The 16,326-nt window shown below is 71.5% G+C and carries 16 protein-coding genes and 1 riboswitch; of the genes, 4 read left to right on the forward strand and 12 right to left on the reverse strand.

Annotated features, from left to right (window positions below):
• Positions 1–46 precede the first annotated feature (46 nt).
• The 9 genes from thiL to glyA all read right to left on the reverse strand — a co-directional run bounded on the left by thiL (position 47) and on the right by glyA (position 8,386).
• Positions 47–1,051 carry a thiamine-phosphate kinase gene (gene thiL, locus AC3A57_RS17885; RefSeq protein WP_487580160.1) on the reverse strand — a complete coding sequence of 335 codons (1,005 nt, stop codon included), beginning with the start codon at positions 1,049–1,051 and terminating at the stop codon, positions 47–49.
• Between the two features lie 73 nt (positions 1,052–1,124).
• Complete coding sequence (gene nusB / locus AC3A57_RS17890; protein WP_221669799.1) at positions 1,125–1,586, reverse strand: transcription antitermination factor NusB; 462 nt, start codon at positions 1,584–1,586, stop codon at positions 1,125–1,127.
• On the reverse strand, positions 1,583–2,050 hold the full coding sequence (gene ribH, locus AC3A57_RS17895) for a 6,7-dimethyl-8-ribityllumazine synthase (protein ID WP_221669800.1): 468 nt from the start codon (positions 2,048–2,050) through the stop codon (positions 1,583–1,585). The genes nusB and ribH overlap by 4 nt, the downstream gene beginning before the upstream one ends.
• A gap of 75 nt (positions 2,051–2,125) precedes the next feature.
• A complete protein-coding gene (gene ribB / locus AC3A57_RS17900) occupies positions 2,126–3,271 on the reverse strand; it encodes a 3,4-dihydroxy-2-butanone-4-phosphate synthase (protein WP_487580161.1) in 1,146 nt (381 codons plus the stop codon).
• On the reverse strand, positions 3,268–3,876 hold the full coding sequence (locus AC3A57_RS17905) for a riboflavin synthase (protein WP_487580162.1): 609 nt from the start codon (positions 3,874–3,876) through the stop codon (positions 3,268–3,270). Before AC3A57_RS17905 ends, ribB begins: the two co-directional genes overlap by 4 nt.
• 173 nt (positions 3,877–4,049) lie before the next feature.
• Positions 4,050–4,217, reverse strand: a riboswitch (FMN riboswitch).
• 133 nt (positions 4,218–4,350) lie between these two features.
• Entirely contained in the window at positions 4,351–5,124 is a 774-nt protein-coding gene (locus tag AC3A57_RS17910; protein ID WP_487580163.1) for a class I SAM-dependent methyltransferase, read from the reverse strand.
• Positions 5,125–5,198: 74 nt separating this feature from the next.
• Positions 5,199–6,299, reverse strand: a complete 1,101-nt coding sequence (ribD, locus tag AC3A57_RS17915) for a bifunctional diaminohydroxyphosphoribosylaminopyrimidine deaminase/5-amino-6-(5-phosphoribosylamino)uracil reductase RibD (protein ID WP_487580164.1) — start codon at positions 6,297–6,299, stop codon at positions 5,199–5,201.
• A 170-nt stretch (positions 6,300–6,469) separates the two neighbouring features.
• Positions 6,470–6,985, reverse strand: coding sequence for a transcriptional regulator NrdR (gene nrdR, locus AC3A57_RS17920; protein WP_221669805.1), 516 nt, complete (start codon positions 6,983–6,985; stop codon positions 6,470–6,472).
• Positions 6,986–7,132: 147 nt separating this feature from the next.
• Positions 7,133–8,386, reverse strand: a complete 1,254-nt coding sequence (gene glyA, locus AC3A57_RS17925; RefSeq protein ID WP_487580165.1) for a serine hydroxymethyltransferase — start codon at positions 8,384–8,386, stop codon at positions 7,133–7,135.
• Positions 8,387–8,622: 236 nt separating this feature from the next.
• On the opposite strand from glyA, the gene lpxO reads away from it, so the two are divergent.
• From lpxO to pyrF, 4 genes are all read left to right on the forward strand, one after another.
• Positions 8,623–9,525 (forward strand): lipid A hydroxylase LpxO, encoded by a 903-nt coding sequence (gene lpxO / locus AC3A57_RS17930; RefSeq protein ID WP_487580166.1) that lies wholly within the window; start codon positions 8,623–8,625, stop codon positions 9,523–9,525.
• 377 nt (positions 9,526–9,902) lie between these two features.
• Positions 9,903–11,564 carry an energy-dependent translational throttle protein EttA gene (gene ettA / locus AC3A57_RS17935; protein ID WP_487580167.1) on the forward strand — a complete coding sequence of 554 codons (1,662 nt, stop codon included), beginning with the start codon at positions 9,903–9,905 and terminating at the stop codon, positions 11,562–11,564.
• A 204-nt stretch (positions 11,565–11,768) separates the two neighbouring features.
• Complete coding sequence (gene map, locus AC3A57_RS17940) at positions 11,769–12,506, forward strand: type I methionyl aminopeptidase (RefSeq protein WP_487580168.1); 738 nt, start codon at positions 11,769–11,771, stop codon at positions 12,504–12,506.
• Between the two features lie 120 nt (positions 12,507–12,626).
• Positions 12,627–13,439: an orotidine-5'-phosphate decarboxylase gene (gene pyrF / locus AC3A57_RS17945; RefSeq protein WP_487580169.1), complete on the forward strand. Its 813-nt coding sequence runs from the start codon at positions 12,627–12,629 to the stop codon at positions 13,437–13,439.
• Here pyrF and AC3A57_RS17950 read toward each other — a convergent pair.
• The 3 genes from AC3A57_RS17950 to AC3A57_RS17960 all read right to left on the reverse strand — a co-directional run bounded on the left by AC3A57_RS17950 (position 13,423) and on the right by AC3A57_RS17960 (position 16,297).
• On the reverse strand, positions 13,423–14,316 hold the full coding sequence (locus tag AC3A57_RS17950) for a hypothetical protein (protein ID WP_487580170.1): 894 nt from the start codon (positions 14,314–14,316) through the stop codon (positions 13,423–13,425). The genes pyrF and AC3A57_RS17950 overlap by 17 nt on opposite strands.
• Positions 14,317–14,562: 246 nt before the next feature.
• Positions 14,563–15,474, reverse strand: coding sequence for a glycosyltransferase (locus AC3A57_RS17955; RefSeq protein ID WP_487580171.1), 912 nt, complete (start codon positions 15,472–15,474; stop codon positions 14,563–14,565).
• Positions 15,458–16,297 (reverse strand): glycosyltransferase, encoded by an 840-nt coding sequence (locus tag AC3A57_RS17960; RefSeq protein ID WP_221669812.1) that lies wholly within the window; start codon positions 16,295–16,297, stop codon positions 15,458–15,460. The genes AC3A57_RS17955 and AC3A57_RS17960 overlap by 17 nt, the downstream gene beginning before the upstream one ends.
• Positions 16,298–16,326: the final 29 nt, after the last annotated feature.

Consider the following 16,326-nt stretch of genomic DNA (forward strand, 5'->3'; position numbering starts at 1 on the left):
TTGAACGGCCGGCCGGCGTTGCCCCGCCCATGGCCGTCGCCGGCGCTCAGCCGGCGAAATGCTCGTAGCCGGCGCGTGCCGGCCGCCACGGCGTCCCGTCCGGCGCGAAGGCATGCACGCCCTGGCCGCTCTCGATCCGCCCGATCGCGCATCCGGGCACCCCGGCCTGGGCCAGCGCGCGTTCGATCGCCTCGCGCCGCTGCGGCGCAGCGGTGAAGCACAGCTCGTAATCGTCGCCGCCGGCCGCCTGCAGATGCCAGCGGGCGGGGCCGTCGGCAGCGGCGGCCAGGGCCGGCGACGCCGGCAGGGACGCCAGCTCGATCCGCGCCGCGACCTTGGAAGCCGCGCAGACGTGGCCGAGATCGGCGAGCAGGCCGTCGGAGACGTCGATGCCGGCCCGCGCCAGGCCGGCCAGCGCACGCCCGGCGGCGACCCGCGGCGTCGGCCGCGCCAGGCGCTCGTGCAGGCGCGCCGCATCGGTGGCCGGATCGCCGGCGCAGCGGCGCACGGCCTGTTCGCGGTAGGGCGCGATGCCGTCCAGGGCCAGCGCCGCGGCGGCGTCGCCGAGGGTGCCGGTGACCCAGATCTCGTCGCCGGCCTGGGCCGCATCGCGGCGCAAGGCCGCGCCCGGTTCGATCAGGCCGAGCACGGTCACGCACACCGACAGGGGCCCGCGGGTGGTGTCGCCGCCGACCAAAGCGACCCGATGCTGCGCCGCCAGGCCGAGGAAACCGTCGAGGAAGCCGTCGAGGAAATCGCGCTGTCCGGCCTGGCTGGGCAAGGACAACGACAAGGTGCACCAGGCCGGCTCGGCGCCCATCGCGGCCAGGTCGGACAGGTTCACCGCCAGCGATTTCCAGCCGATATCGGCGGCCGCGGCGGCCTCGCCGAAATGCACGCCGCGGTTGAGGGTGTCGGTGGCCACGACCAGTTGCCGGCCTGGCGGCGGCTGCAGCAGGGCGGCGTCGTCGCCGATCCCCAGCGCGACGTCGCCGCGCGTGCCGGCGCGCGCGCGGATGCGCGCGATCAGGTCGAATTCGGCCGCGCTCATCGCGCCGCCCGGCGCGGCGCGCGCCGACGCGCGGCCGCGCTGTGGCGCTGCGCAGCGGCGCAGCGCCGGCGCATCAGCGCTTCTTCGACGCAGCGAATTCCACCGCGCGCCAATCGGCCGCGGCGTGGTCGAGCACGCCGTTGACGTAGGTGTGGCCGTGCTCGGCGCCGAAACGCTTGACCGTTTCGATCGCCTCGTTGATCACCACCCGGTAGGGCACATCGAGGCGGTGGCGCAGTTCGTAGGCGGCGATCCGCAGCGCGGCGCGCTCGATCGGGTCGACCTGCTCGACTTCGCGGTCCAGGAACGGGGTCAGCGCCTTGTCCAGCTCGGCGCGGTGGCTGTCGACGCCGCGCACCAGGTCTTCGAAATAGGCCAGGTCGGCGACTTCGTGGGCCTGTTCGTGGGCGAACTGGGCGATGACGTCGTTGGCCTTGGCGCCCGACATCTGCCAGGCGTACACGGCCTGCAGCGCGCGGCGGCGCGCGCGCGAGCGCGCGACCGGATCGATTCCATCCTGACGACGGCGGTTCATGGCAGTTGTTCCAGCAAGTGACTCATCTCGAGGGCGGCCAGCGCCGCTTCCTCGCCCTTGTTGCCGTGGCTGCCGCCGGCGCGGGCCATGGCGTCCTCGTGCTTCTCGACCGCGAGCACGCCGTTGGCGATCGGCAGGCCGTAGTCCAGCGAGATGCGCATCAGCCCGTCCGAGCAGCCGTCGGCGACCTGTTCGTAGTGGCGGGTGTCGCCGCGCACCACGCAGCCCAGCGCGACCACCGCGGCGTGGCGGCCGGCCGCGGCCAGGCGCTTGGCCAGCACCGGAAGCTCCCAGGCGCCGGGCACCCGGATCACGTCGATCGCGTCCTCGGCGATGCCGTGTTCGGCGAAGGTCTTGCGGGCGCCGGCCACCAGGGTGTCGGTGATGCGCGGGTTCCAGCGGCTGGCGATGATGGCGTAGCGCGCGCCCGGGGGGCTGCGCAGGTCGCCTTCGTAATGGGGCATGGTGGGGGATCGACCGGACGAAAGGGGTAGTTTAACGGGTTGGCGGCCGGCTCAGGTCCGGCGCCCGCGCCGGGCTCAGCCGAGCCCGTGCGGATCGACGTACTCGACCACTTCCAGGCCGAAACCGGCCAAGCCGATCTGCCGCCGCGGGGTGCCGATCACGCGCAGCTTGCCCAGGCCCAGGTCGGCCAGGATCTGGCCGCCGGCGCCGTTGCGGCGCCATTCGGCCAGGGCGTGGCCGCGGGTCGGCGGCGCGGCCTCGTCGTGGCCGCCCTCGCCGGCCGGCTCGTGCGCGGCCTGGCCGCGCACCCGCGCCAGCAGCGCGTCGGCGTCGGCGTGGTCGGCCAGCACCACCAGCGCGCCGCGGCCCTCGCGGGCGATCGCGCCGAGCACCTCGCCGATCGCCGGGCCGAAGTCAGCGCGGCGCCAGTGCAGCGCATCGGCGAGCGGGTTCTGCAGATGCACCCGCACCAGGGTCGGCTGGACCGGGTCGGGCTCGCCGCGCAGCAGGGCGAAATGCAGGGCGTGGCTGAGCCGGTCGCGGTAGCTCAGCAACTGGAACGGGCCATGCTCGGTCTCGATCGTGCGCGCGTCGACCCGCTCGACCGTGTGCTCGGTGGCCAGGCGGTAGCGGATCAGCTCTTCGATCGAGCCCATCTTCAGGCCGTGCTCGGCGGCGAAGGCCTCCAGCTCCGGCCGGCGCGCCATGCTGCCGTCGGGGTTGAGCACTTCCACCAGCACCGCCGCCGGCTCCAGCCCGGCGAGCAGGGCCAGATCGGTGCCGGCCTCGGTGTGGCCGGCGCGGCTGAGCACGCCGCCGGGCTGCGACATCAGCGGGAAGATGTGGCCGGGCTGGGCCAGGTCGCTGGGCTTGGCGTCGGGGCGCACCGCGGTGCGCACGGTGTGGGCGCGGTCGTAGGCCGAGATGCCGGTGGTGACGCCTTCGGCGGCCTCGATGCTGACGGTGAAGTTGGTGTGGTGCGGCGAGGTGTTGTCGCGCACCATCGGCCCCAGGCCGAGCTGCAGGCAGCGCTCGCGCATCAACGACAGGCAGACCAGGCCGCGGGCGTGGGTGACCATGAAGTTGATGTCGGCCGGGCGCACCAGTTCGGCGGCCATGATCAGGTCGCCTTCGTTCTCGCGGTCCTCGTCGTCGACGATCACGACCATGCGGCCGGCGCGGATCTCTTCCAGCAATTCGGGAACGGTAGCGAAGCTCATGCGGTTTCCTCCGCGCGCGCGCCGAGCAGGCGCTCGACGTAACGCGCGACCAGATCGATTTCCAGATTGACCGCGTCGCCGACCGAGGTCGCGGCGAAGGCGGTGTGGGCGACGGTGTGCGGAATCAGCGCGACCTCGAAGCCTTCGGCGTCGACTTCGTTGACCGTCAGGCTGACCCCGTCGACGCAGATCGAGCCCTTCTTGGCGATGTAGCGCAGCAGCGACGCCGGCGCGCGGAAGCGCCAGCGCTGCGCGCGCGCGTCCTCGTGCACGCCCAGCACCGCGCCGACGCCGTCGACGTGGCCGCTGACCATGTGTCCGCCGAGGCGATCGGTCGGGCGCATCGCCCGCTCCAGGTTGAGCACGGCGCCGGGGCGCAGCGCGCCGAGCGTGGTCAGCGACAGGGTTTCGGTGGAGGCGTCGGCCTCGAACCAGTCGCCCTCGAACGCGATCACGGTCAGGCATACGCCGTTGACGGCGATGCTTTCGCCGAGCTTGGGAGAGGAGAAATCCAGCGAGCCGGTGGCGATGCGCAGGCGCACGTCGCCGCCGAGATCCTGCGTGGCGGCGAGCGCGCCGACGCCTTCGATGATGCCGGTGAACATCAGCCGGCCTTCGGGCGGTGGGCCGCCGGACGGGTGTTGCGGACGAACTGGGTCATGAAACGTTTCCCGCGTGATGTTGAGCGAAAAACGCCTCAAGGCTAGGAAGACAACGCGCGAGCCGCGGCGCAGCCGCAGCCTTGGGGGCGCCCTTCCTCGCGGGGGGCGTCGCGCGTAGCCGTCTTCTTTCATCCGGACTGTGACCGTCGGCTCCGGCATCGGACCGGATCTGCTGACCCACCCGGCCGGGACGTCCTGGGACGCGGGGCCGGGCAGCGCTCGCGGGCTCGCGCGTCGCCGCGCCTACCGCCGGTGGGGAGTTCCGCCCCGCCCTGAAGACGTTACCTGTGGGTGCCGGCGAACCGGCGCGCGCAGTTTAGCACCCGCCGCCGGGACGGCCCGGCGCCGGCGCCGCCGCGGGCGCGATGCAGCGTTCCGCGGCGCAGGCCCCCGACCGAACCGGCCGCCGGCTCGGCCTCAGCCCGGCTTGCGCCGCAAATGCAGGTGCAGCGGCCACTGGATCGTGCGCAGGTCTTCGGCCGCGCCCCAGGCCGCGCTCAGCGCCGTGCGGTGCAGCGCCACCGGGTCGTCGCCGGTGGCGGCGCGGCAGCGCTCGACAGCCGACAGACTGTGCAAATAGCCCAGCCAGCGGCCCAGGCTCCATTCGGCCTCCAGCCACAGCTCCGGCGCCGGCAAGGCGGCGAACGGCCAGACGTAGCCGGCATAGCGGTCGCGGACCTCGGCGTTTTCCGGCTGCCAGTACGGGTCGATCCGGGCGCGGAACGCCTCGACCGCCTCGACCATGCCTTCGGGGGCTAGGAAATCGCCGTAGGCCCAGACCGCCAGCACCCCGCCCGGCACCAGCACCCGCTCGCATTCGGCGAAAAAGCGCTCGCGCTCGAACCAATGCATCGCCTGCGCGACCGCGACCAGCTCGACGCTGGCGTCGTCCAGCGAACACCGCTCGGCCGGTTCGATCGCCAGCCCGACCTTGCCCTCGCCGCGCAACGCCGCTTCGCGCGCCCAATGGCGCTCGATCTGCGCCGCGCTGGGCTCGGTCGCATGCACCCGCTGGCAGCGCGCGGCCAGGCCGCGGGTGGCCTGGCCGCTGCCGCAACCCGGTTCCCACACCCGCACCGGCCCCGCCGGCAGATGCGCGCCGATCGCGTCGAACAAAGCGTCGGGATACTCCGGACGCGAGGCGGCGTAGCTGCGCGCCAGCGCGGAGAAGTGGTCCTTGAAGGCGTTCATGAGCTAAGGAACGAGTGGAGAGGAGTGAGGAGTGAGCGAAAGGCAGCTTCTGCTCACCCCTCACTCCTCCACGCTCACTTCTCGCCCTTGGGCCGCAACAGCACCCGCATGTCGCCGCCCAGTTGGCGCAGGTCGACCAGTTCCAGGCCGCGCTTATCCGCCATCGCCTCGATGCCCAGGCCGTCGAACAGCGGCCGGGCGTTTTCGCCGAGCAGCACCGGGGCCATGTAGAGCAGCACTTCGTCGACCCAGCCGCCGGCCAGGAAGGCGCCGGCCAGGGTCGCGCCGGCCTCGAGCTGGATCTCGTTGATGCCGCGCGCGGCCAGCAGCTTGAGCACGGCTTCCAGGTCGATCTTGCCTTCGCGCACCGGCACCGCCGCGTGTTCGGCGGCGAAGCCGCGCGGCAGCTTGGCGTCGGGCGCGTGCAGGTACAGGGTCGGCGCGTCGCCGCCGCGCACCCGGCCGCGAGCGATCGTGGCCAGGCCGGGGTCGAGCACCACCCGCAGCGGCGCCACGAACGCGGTGTCGTCGCCCAGGCGCACGGTCAGCTCGGGATCGTCGGCGAGCACGGTACCGGCGCCGGTGACGATCGCGCCGCTGCGCGCGCGCCAGCGCTGTACGTCCAGGCGCGAGGCCGGGCCGCTGATCCATTTCGACTCGCCGCTGGCCAACGCGCTGCGGCCGTCCAGGCTGGCCGCCAGCTTGACCCGCAGCCACGGCCGGCCGCGCTCGATCCGCGACAGGAAGCCGCGATTGAGCGCGCGCGCCTGCGCCTCCATCAGGCCGCTGGCGACCTCGACGCCGGCCGCCTGCAACTGGGCGAAACCGGCGCCGTCGACCTGCGGGAAGGGATCGCGCATCGCCGCGATCACCCGGCCCACGCCGGCCTCGATCAGGGCCTGGCTGCAGGGCCCGGTGCGGCCGGTATGGGCGCAGGGCTCCAGGGTCACGTAGGCGGTGGCGCCGCGCGCGCGTTCGCCGGCGGCGCGCAGCGCGAGCACTTCGGCGTGCGGTTCGCCGGCGCGTTCGTGCCAGCCTTCGCCGACGACCTCCTCGCCATGCGCCAGCACGCAGCCGACCATGGGATTGGGCTTGGTGGTGTAGGCGCCCTTTTCGGCCAGGCGCAACGCGCGGGCCATCAGGGCGTGGTCGATGGCGCTGAAGGAGGCGGTCATCGGCTCATTTTGGGCCCGATGCGCGCGAATAGCGACCCACGGCGGCGGAGCGGCCCATCGGGCCGTCGGGCGGGTCCGGCTGGAACAGACGCATTGCAGTCAGGCCCGCTGGCGCGGGCCGACTGGACCGGTCGGCTGGCACAGGCCGCTGCGACGCAGCGGCTTCGCGCTCAACGCTTGCGGTTGCGCTCGTGCGGCTCGTCGCCGAGCAGCGGCAACTGGCCGTCGCCCGGCGCATCGCGCTCGAGCCGGTCGAGTTCCTCGCGGAAATCGGCCACGTCCTCGAAGGCGCGGTAGACCGAGGCGAAACGCACGTAGCCGACGTGGTCGAGCTTGCGCAGCTCGTCCATGACGAAATCGCCGACCCGGCGCGAAGCCAGCTCGCGCTCGGCGGTCATGCGCAGCCGGTGCACCACCGCGCGCACCGCGGCTTCGACCTGCTCTTCCGAGACCGGCCGCTTGTGCAGGGCGCGGTCCATGCTCAGGCGCAGCTTGCGCGCGTCGAACGGTTCGCGGCGGCCGTCGCCCTTGATGATCATCGGCAGCTTGAGCTCGATGGTCTCCAGGGTCGAAAACCGCTCGCCGCATGCCTCGCAAACGCGCCGGCGCCGGATCGTGGCGCCGTCGTCGGACACCCGCGAGTCGATCACGCGGGTGTCCTGGTGCTGGCAGAAAGGACAGTGCATCAGCGTCGCCGCCTGCGGGACCCGGAACTCGGGACTCGGGATTCGGAGCAAAAGCACAGACAAGCCGGCCGGAGGACGACCGCGCCTGCCACGCCGGGACGCGGCGCTATGCCGAGCCCCGAGTCCCGAGTCCCGAGTCCCGTCGGATCAACCATAGACCGGGAACTGCGCGCACTGCTGGGTGACGTTCTCGCGCACGCCGGCGATGACCTGGGCGTCCTTGGGATTGTCGAGCACGTCGCAGATCCACTCGGCCAGGGCCACGCAGTCGGCTTCCTTGTAGCCGCGGGTGGTCACCGCCGGGGTGCCGATGCGCAGGCCCGAGGTCACGAACGGCTTCTGCGGGTCGTTCGGCACCGCGTTCTTGTTGACCGTGATGTGGGCCTGGCCGAGCGCGGCCTCGGCGTCCTTGCCGGTGATGCCCTTGCCGATCATGTCGACCAGCATCAGGTGGTTGTCGGTGCCGCCGGAGACGATCTTGTAGCCGCGGGCGATGATCGTCTTGGCCATCGCCTGGGCGTTCTTGACCACCTGTTCCTGGTAGGCCTTGAATTCCGGGTCCAGCGCTTCCTTGAACGCCACCGCCTTGGCCGCGATCACGTGCATCAGCGGGCCGCCCTGGATGCCCGGGAAGACGATGCTCTGCAGCTTCTTGGTCAGCTCCTCGTCGGCGCCCTGGGCCAGGATGATGCCGCCGCGCGGGCCGCGCAGGGTCTTGTGGGTGGTCGAGGTGACCACGTGGGCGTGCGGCAACGGGTTCGGGTAGACCTCGGCGGCGACCAGGCCGGCGACGTGGGCCATGTCGACGAACAGGTAGGCGCCGATCTTGTCGGCGATGGCGCGGAAGCGCGCCCAGTCGATCTTCCGCGAATAGGCGCTGAAGCCGGCCACGACCATCTTCGGCTTGTGTTCCAGGGCCAGCTTCTCGACTTCGTCGTAGTCGATCAGGCCCTGGGCGTCGACGCCGTACTGGACGGCGTTGAACAGCTTGCCGGAGGCGTTGACCTTGGCGCCGTGGGTGAGGTGGCCGCCGTGGGCCAGCGACATGCCCAGGATGGTGTCGCCCGGGTTGAGCAGGGCGAAGTACACCGCCTGGTTGGCCTGCGAACCCGAATGCGGCTGCACGTTCGCGTAGTCGGCGCCGAACAGCTGCTTGACCCGGTCGATCGCCAGTTGCTCGGCGATGTCGACGTATTCGCAACCGCCGTAGTAGCGCTTGCCCGGGTAGCCTTCGGCGTACTTGTTGGTCAGCACGCTGCCCTGGGCCTCCAGCACGCGCGGGCTGGCGTAGTTTTCCGAGGCGATCAGTTCGACATGGTCTTCCTGGCGGCGGGCCTCGGCGGCGATGGCCTGGGCGAGCTCGTCGTCGAATCCGGCAATACGGGTGTGGCTGGGGAACATTCGCGGCCTCGGAAAGAAGTACGGACGGGAGGGGGGAGGTACGCCGCGCCAGGCCGGGCCCGTGTCGCAGGGGGTGGGCTTGACGTAAGACTTGAAATGTTAGCCTAGGGGCGTATGGCGGCCAACCGCCAAAGCCGGGCTGCCGCGGCGCCCCGGCCCGGCGGACAATGCGCCGACCTCCCCTCCCCAGGCCCGCCGCTCCCCGGCCGGCCCGTTCGACCTTGGATGCCCCGACCGTGAAATGGGTCTTCGTCTTCGCGTTCCTCGCCAGCGCCGTGTACGTGCACTTCCGCGGCAAGGTCCGGCACCGGCTCGGCCGCCAGTTGCTCGACCATTCGACCTTCATGGCGCCGGTCAACGTGCTGATGTACGCCTGCTCGCGGGTGCCGACCACCGCCTTCCTGAACCCGGACCAGTATTTCCCCGAGCTGGAACCGCTGCGCGCGCGTTGGCGCGAGATCCGCGCCGAGGCCCTGCACCTGCGCGAGCTGCAGCAGATCAAGGCCGCCGACGGCTACAACGACGTCGGCTTCAACTCGTTCTTCCGCCGCGGCTGGAAGCGCTTCTACCTGAAGTGGTACGACGACGCCCACCCCTCGGCGGCCGAGCTGTGCCCGGTCACCACCCAGCTGCTGCGCGAGATCCCCGGGGTCAAGGCGGCGATGTTCACCGAGCTGCCGCCGGGCGGCGAACTGCGCCCGCACCGCGATCCCTATGCCGGCTCGCTGCGCCTGCACCTGGGCCTGGACACGCCCAACGACGACGCCTGCTTCATCGACGTCGACGGCCAGCGCTACAGCTGGCGCGACGGCGAATGGACCATGTTCGACGAGACCTATATCCACTGGGCCCAGAACGGCTCCGGCCAGAACCGGATCATCCTGTTCTGCGACATCGAACGGCCGATGCGCTGGGCCTGGGCGCGCGGCCTGAACCGCTTCATCGCCCAGCGCCTGATCGCCGCCGGCGCCTCGCCGAACCAGGAAGGCGACAAGACCGGCGCGATCAACAAGCTGTTCAAGTACTTCTACGCGGTGCGGTTGAAGACCAAGGCGCTGAAGGAGCGCAGCAAGGGCACCTACTACGCGATCAAGTACCTGGCGGTGCTGGCGGTGGTGGCCCTGATCGTGTGGTGGTGAGCCGCCGCGGCGCGCGGCGGCCTGGAAACGTCACAGCGACGCAGGGGTTAAGCCCGCTTAACCCCCTGCGTCCCTATCTCTCGCCGCGGCATGGCGTTGGCGGGGCATGGCGCGGAAGTCTTTGGCCTCATCGCGAACGCGGCGGGCGCCGGATGCCGCCTGCGCAGGCATGGCGGCCGGGCCAGAGCGGCGGGTCCGCCCGCCGGCCGCGTTCGTGCGGCCGCGCCGCGGCCCGGCGCCCGCAGATTCACCTTCCCGCAGCCCCCCGCGCTGGAACCCGCCCGCCGGCTGCGGGATAATCGGCTATTCGCAACGCCCCCCGCCCCGCCTCCCGGCCGTTCCGGCCCGGCTCGGCGCGCCCCTGCTTCGGAGTCTGCATGCAATACATCTACACCATGAACGGCGTCAGCAAGACCGTGCCGCCGAAGCGTCAGATCATCAAGGACATCTCGCTGTCGTTCTTCCCGGGCGCCAAGATCGGCCTGCTCGGCCTCAACGGCGCCGGCAAGTCCACCGTGCTCAAGATCATGGCCGGCGTCGACACCGACTTCACCGGCGAGGCGCGCCCGGCCAACGGCATCAAGGTCGGCTACCTGCCGCAGGAACCGCAGATCGATCCGGAAAAGACCGTGCGCGAAGCGGTCGAGGAAGGCGTGGGCGAAGTGCTCAACGCCCAGGCCGCGCTGGAAGCGGTCTACGCCGCCTACGCCGAGGACGGCGCCGACTTCGACGCCCTGGCCAAGGAACAGGAGCGGCTGGAAGCGATCCTCGCCGCCGGCGACGCCCACACCCTGGAAAACCAGCTCGAAGTCGCCGCCGACGCGCTGCGCCTGCCGCCGTGGGACGCCAAGATCGGCAACCTGTCCGGCGGCGAGAAGCGCCGCGTCGCCCTGTGCCGCCTGCTGCTGCAGAAGCCGGACATGCTGCTGCTCGACGAACCCACCAACCACCTGGACGCCGAATCGGTCGAATGGCTGGAGCAGTTCCTGGCCCGCTACACCGGCACCGTGGTCGCGGTCACCCACGACCGCTACTTCCTCGACAACGCCGCCGAGTGGATCCTCGAGCTCGACCGCGGCCGCGGCATTCCGTGGAAGGGCAACTACACCGAGTGGCTGGTGCAGAAGGACGAGCGCCTGAAGCAGGAAGAGAACCAGGAAAAGGCCCGCCAGAAGGCGATCCAGAAGGAACTGGAGTGGGCGCGGCAGAACGCCAAGGGCGGCCGCTCCAAGGGCAAGGCGCGCCTGGCCCGGATCGAGGAGCTGCAGGCGGTCGACTACCAGCGCCGCCAGGAAACCAACGAGATCTTCATCCCGCCGGGCGAGCGCCTGGGCAGCAAGGTGATGGAGTTCAAGAACGTGTCGAAGAAGTTCGGCGACCGCCTGCTGATCGACGACCTCAGCTTCGTCGTGCCGCCGGGCGCGATCGTCGGCATCATCGGCCCGAACGGCGCCGGCAAGTCGACCCTGTTCAAGATGATCATCGGCCAGGAGAAGCCCGACTCGGGCGAGATCGACATGGGGCCGACCGTCAAGCTGGCCTACGTCGACCAGAGCCGCGACAAGCTGGAAGGCAACCACAACGTCTTCCACGAAGTGTCCGGCGGCCTGGACATCCTCAACATCAACGGCATCGAGATCCAGTCGCGCGCCTACATCGGCCGCTTCAACTTCAAGGGCCAGGACCAGCAGAAAATGGTCGGCAGCCTGTCGGGCGGCGAACGCGGCCGCCTGCACCTGGCCAAGACCCTGCTGCAGGGCGGCAACGTGCTGCTGCTCGACGAACCGTCCAACGACCTGGACGTGGAAACCCTGCGCGCGCTGGAAGACGCCCTGCTCGAGTTCCCGGGCAACGCCTTCGTGATCTCGCACGACCGCTGGTTCCTCGACCGCATCGCGACCCACATCCTGGCCTTCGAAGGCGACTCGCACGTCGAGTTCTTCCAGGGCAACTACCGCGAGTACGAAGAGGACAAGAAGCGCCGCCTGGGCGAAGAAGGCGCCAAGCCGCATCGCCTGCGCTTCAAGGCGCTGAAGTAAGCCGCAGGCCGCCCGCGCGGGCGGCCGCAGCAGCAGCGAGGCGACGGGACCGGCGACGGTCCCGTCGCGCTATCCGCGGCCCGCTCGCGCCGAGGGCCGCGGCCGGATCGCCGGCGCGGCCGGGACTGCGAACTGCGCCGCAGCGCGGTTTTTCCCCGTCGCCGCCGGCGTTACCCTGCCACCAACACCGCCCGGGATTCCGCCATGACCGTACTGCACGCATTCGAGCTCGAAGGCCTGCGCCGCGCAGGCTCGCTGGTCGCCTCGATCCTGGCCGCCATGCGCGAAGCCGCGGTGCCCGGCGCGGTGTCGCGCGATCTCGACGCGATCGGCGCGGCGATGCTGCGCCAGGCCGGGGCGCGCTCGGCGCCGCAGCTGACCTACGACTTCCCCGGCGCGACCTGCATCAGCATCAACCAGGTCGCCGCGCACGGCATTCCCGACCTCAGCGTGTTGCGCGAGGGCGACCTGGTCAACATCGACGTCTCGGCCGAGCTGGACGGCTATTTCGCCGACACCGGCGGCAGCTTCGTGATCGGCCAGGCCAGCGCCGCGCAGCAGAAGCTGCTCGACGCCACCCGCGAGGCGCGCGACGCCGCGATCGCGCAGTTGCGCGCCGGCCAGCCGATCAACGGCATCGGCCGCACGGTCGAGTCGGTCGCGGCCCGGCGCGGCTTCAAGGTGATCCGCAACCTCGGCAGCCACGGCGTCGGCCGCGCCCTGCACGAGGCGCCGGGCAACATCCCGGGCTACTACGACCCGCGCGACACCCGCCGCCTGCACGAGGGCATGGTGATCACGGTCGAACCCTTCCTGGCCACCCACACCACCCGCACCGAAGAGGCCGAGGACGGCTGGTCGATGCTGTGCCGGCGCGGCTTCGCGGCGCAGTTCGAGCACACCGTGGTGGTGACCTCGGGCGAGCCGATCGTGGTGACTTGAGGGCGGAGACTCGGGACTCGGGACTCGGGACTCGGGGCGGGATTCGGAGTTTGGGATCGGCAACGCTCCGGCATCGGTTTTGGTTGTTTGAACTTGCATTCGTATGAGGACTAGATCGCGATGAATTTCATGCAGACGTTGCGCAACCGCTGGCAGCAGGCCGGCACCCTGGTCTGCGTGGGACTGGATCCGGAACCGGCCAGGTTTCCGGCGCGCTTCGCCGGCGATGCCGATGCGGTGTTCGCCTTCAACCGCGACATCGTCGACGCCACCGCCGAGTACGCCTGCGCGTTCAAGCCGCAGATCGCCCACTTCGCCGCGCTCGGCGCCGAAGCCACGCTGAGCCGGCTGATCGAACACATCCACGCCGCCCATCCTGGCATTCCGGTGATCCTGGACAGCAAGCGCGGCGACATCGGCAGCACCGCCCAGCATTACGCCGCCGAAGCCTTCGACCGCTACCGCGCCGACGCGGTCACCGCCAATCCCTATCTCGGCCGCGATTCGGTCCAGCCCTTCCTCGACCGCGCCGAGCGCGGCGTGGTGGTGCTGTGCCGCACCTCCAACCCGGGCGCCGGCGACCTGCAGGACCTGATCGTCGACGGACGCCCGCTGTACCAGCACGTCGCCGAGAAGGTCGCCCGCGACTGGAACGGCCACGGCAATTGCGCGCTGGTGGTCGGCGCGACCTGGCCGGCGCAGCTGCGCGAAGTGCGCGCCATCGTCGGCGACGTGCCGTTCCTGGTCCCCGGCGTCGGCGCCCAGGGCGGCGACGTCGAGGCGGTGGTCGGCAACGCCAAGACCGCCGACGGCAGCGGCCTGATGGTCAGCAGCTCGCGCGCGATCCTGTACGCCTCCTCGGGCGACGACTACGCCGCCGCGGCCGCGGCCGCGGCGCGCGAGTTGCGCGACCAGATCAACCGCTACCGCTGAGCGCTTCGACGCCGGCGAATTCGTGCAGCCGTCCGTCGCGGTGCACGTACAGGCGCGGCGACAGGTTGTAGGCCGAGGACTGGGCGATTTCGTCGGCCACGTCCTGCAGCGAGGCCAGGCTGTCGGCGTCCTCGCTGCCGCAGATCATCAGTTCGTCGCGCGCGGCGATCGCGAACACCGGCTCACCGCGGATCTCGATCCGGTCGCGCCAATGCTCGAACAGCAGCACCATGCTGGCGTCGTAGTTGCGGTCCAGGCGCGCGGCGTAGCGGCCGCCGCTACCCTGCAGTTCCAGCTCGGGCAGGAACCGGGTCAGGTTCTCCAGCGCCTGGCTGCGCAGCGCCTGCGCGTCCAGGCCGCGGCGCTCGGCCTCGGCCGGCGACAGGTAGCTCATCGAATCCGGCGAATCCTCGACGTAGGTCAGCACCAGGTCGCCGGCCAGCGGCTCGACGATGAACGGCATCGCGTTGCGCATCCCCATCGAGCGGGTCTGCTGCAGGGCGATCTCGTGCCAGCCGCGGGTCTTGAGCACCGGCAGGATGGTCGCGCGCGCCGCATCGCTGCCGCGGCCGATGCCCAACTGCAGTTCGCGCGCCGAGGCGATCTGCTCGGCGAACACCGCTTCCGGCCGGTCCGGCGCGTCCAGATAGCGCTGGTAGCTGTTGCCGAGGAAATGGGTGGTCTGGAAACCGTCCGGCAATCGCCAGTCGATCCTGGCGTCGGCCGCGCCGGCGCCGTGCGAGATCGCGACCTCGGCCTCGGGCCAGGCCGCGCGTATCGCCTGCGCATAGCGCTCGGCGAACACCACCAGATCCATCGGCTCGGCGTGTTGCGCCACGTCCTGCCTGCCGCCGAACAACTTGCTGAAGAACGACATGACCTACCCCCTGTGGGCCACCGTCCCGGGACTATACGGTGCATGTGACAGGCGCAATCGTCGCCGCAGCGGTTTTCCGACTGACGGCACACGTCTTCGGAGACGCTAGCCCGCGCGGCCGCAGCGCGCTGTGACGATGGCCCTCACGACCGCGCTCGCCGCCGGCGGTCGCGGCCGCGGCTCGCTGGGGCCGAGGCCCGGCCAGCGCTGCGGGAGGGTCCACGCGGGAGGGCCCGCGGCCGAAGCTCAGCGCAGCCAGGCGCGCAGGGCGGCGATCGGAAAGCGCAGCCAGATCGCCGCGAACACCCCGGCGCGCACCGCCGCGCCGCGCCGCGGCGCCTCGAACTTGCGGAAGTAGCGCCACAGCCCGCGATGCTTGTGCCACTCGACGAAGAACGGCCGCGAACGGCTCGACACGCCGCGCACGTGCACCACCCGCACCCCGTTGGCGACCGCCACCGCGGCGCCGGCCTGGCGCACGCGCCGGCACAGGTCCAGGTCCTCGGCGTGCAGGCGGTAGGCTTCGTCGAAACCGCCGATGCGTTCGAACAGGCGCCGCGGCATCAGCATCAGCGCGCCCGAGGTCGCCTCGACCGGTTGCAGCGCCACGCTGTCGTCCGCCGCGATCGCCATCTTCGGCGCCGCCCACGGACGCAGCAGGCCGGCCAGCATCGCGCCGAAATCCGGATCGCGCCGGCGCACCGCGGCGTCGCGCTCGCCGTCCTCGCCGACCAGGTCGGCGCTGACCAGCGCCTCGCCCACAGACACCGCCGCGACGCGCAGGCGCTGCAGGGTGTCCGGCTCGACCATGCAGTCGGGATTGACGAACGCCACCCAGCCGCAATCGCGGCCCGGCGGCGGCGGTTCCAGCTCGGCCACGCCCTGGTTGCAGCCGACCGAGAAGCCGGGGTTGTCGGGGTTGGCGATGAAGCGTACCCGCGGGTCCAGCGAGGCATGGCGCTGGACGATTTCCAGGGTGCCGTCGTCGGACTGGTTGTCGACCACCCGGATCGCGTCGACGCCGTGGGCGTTGCGCAGCCGGGTCAGGCACTCGTCGATGGTCGCGGCGCTGCGGTAGCTGACCACGACCGCGCCCAGTTCGACCCCGCTGTCGCCGGCGGGACGGACGGAGGGATCGGGTTCAGAGGAAAAAATCACGTTGCGGTTCCGGTGGGCCGACGCGCTCCAGGCGCTCGGCGAGTTGTTCGCGCAGCCCGCGCAGCGGGTCCTGCATGAGGAAATGCGCCAGCCGCGGGTGCCAGTCCGGCCAGCGTGCGGCCAGCGCTTCCATGTCGCCGTCGCAGGGACGGCCTTCGCCGCCGCGGGCGACGTAGGCGGTGTCGCACAATACGTTGCGCCAGCCCAATCCGGCCAGCCTCAGCGACAGATCGGTCAACGCCGCGTACCAGGAACCGTAGCTGGCCGCATCCAGGCCGCCGGCGCGCCGGCGCGCCTTGCCGCGCAACAGCACCGCATGGCCGACCGCCGCCGGCAGTTCCGGATGCGCCGCCGGCATCTGCGCCAGCGCGCGCGCCAGGCGGTCGGCGTCGTCGCCGTCGGGATGCGGCGCGATCTCGCCGATGCGCGGCCAGGCCGCGGCCTCGCCGGCGTTGCACCACGGCGTGGCGGTGGCGATCGCGCCGTCGGCGGCGAAGCAGGCGCACAGCCGCGACAGCCAGCCCGGCGCGGGCACCGCGTCGGCCGCCAGCACCGCCACGTCGGCCTCGCCGCAGGCGCCGAGCACTTCGTCCAGATGGGCGACCTCGCCGATGCTGCGCTGGCGCCGGCTGTAATCGGCGCGCAAGGCGGTGCGCGCCAGCCAGCGCTCGATGATCGCGTAACCGCGCGGCCCGGCCTGGGCGTCGTCGGCCAGCCAGACCCGCGCGCCGGGCGGCGTGCACAGGTCCAGCGCGGCCAGGCAGGCGTCGAGCGCGTCGTCGTCGACCCCGACCGGCACCACGACGATGGGCAGTTCTGTCATGCCGCGGTTCTATCACGAACCCGCGCCCT

It is taken from the genome of Lysobacter sp. Soil_C_15 (genome assembly GCF_057657315.1).

Coding starts and splice junctions, on each gene's coding strand:
- thiL (WP_487580160.1), bottom strand. CDS start 1,051: ATGAGCGCGGCCGAATTCGACCTGATCGCGCGCATCCGCGCGCGCGCC.
- nusB (WP_221669799.1), bottom strand. CDS start 1,586: ATGAACCGCCGTCGTCAGGATGGAATCGATCCGGTCGCGCGCTCGCGC.
- ribH (WP_221669800.1), bottom strand. CDS start 2,050: ATGCCCCATTACGAAGGCGACCTGCGCAGCCCCCCGGGCGCGCGCTAC.
- ribB (WP_487580161.1), bottom strand. CDS start 3,271: ATGAGCTTCGCTACCGTTCCCGAATTGCTGGAAGAGATCCGCGCCGGC.
- AC3A57_RS17905 (WP_487580162.1), bottom strand. CDS start 3,876: ATGTTCACCGGCATCATCGAAGGCGTCGGCGCGCTCGCCGCCACGCAG.
- AC3A57_RS17910 (WP_487580163.1), bottom strand. CDS start 5,124: ATGAACGCCTTCAAGGACCACTTCTCCGCGCTGGCGCGCAGCTACGCC.
- ribD (WP_487580164.1), bottom strand. CDS start 6,299: ATGACCGCCTCCTTCAGCGCCATCGACCACGCCCTGATGGCCCGCGCG.
- nrdR (WP_221669805.1), bottom strand. CDS start 6,985: ATGCACTGTCCTTTCTGCCAGCACCAGGACACCCGCGTGATCGACTCG.
- glyA (WP_487580165.1), bottom strand. CDS start 8,386: ATGTTCCCCAGCCACACCCGTATTGCCGGATTCGACGACGAGCTCGCC.
- ettA (WP_487580167.1), top strand. CDS start 9,903: ATGCAATACATCTACACCATGAACGGCGTCAGCAAGACCGTGCCGCCG.
- map (WP_487580168.1), top strand. CDS start 11,769: ATGACCGTACTGCACGCATTCGAGCTCGAAGGCCTGCGCCGCGCAGGC.
- pyrF (WP_487580169.1), top strand. CDS start 12,627: ATGAATTTCATGCAGACGTTGCGCAACCGCTGGCAGCAGGCCGGCACC.
- AC3A57_RS17950 (WP_487580170.1), bottom strand. CDS start 14,316: ATGTCGTTCTTCAGCAAGTTGTTCGGCGGCAGGCAGGACGTGGCGCAA.
- AC3A57_RS17960 (WP_221669812.1), bottom strand. CDS start 16,297: ATGACAGAACTGCCCATCGTCGTGGTGCCGGTCGGGGTCGACGACGAC.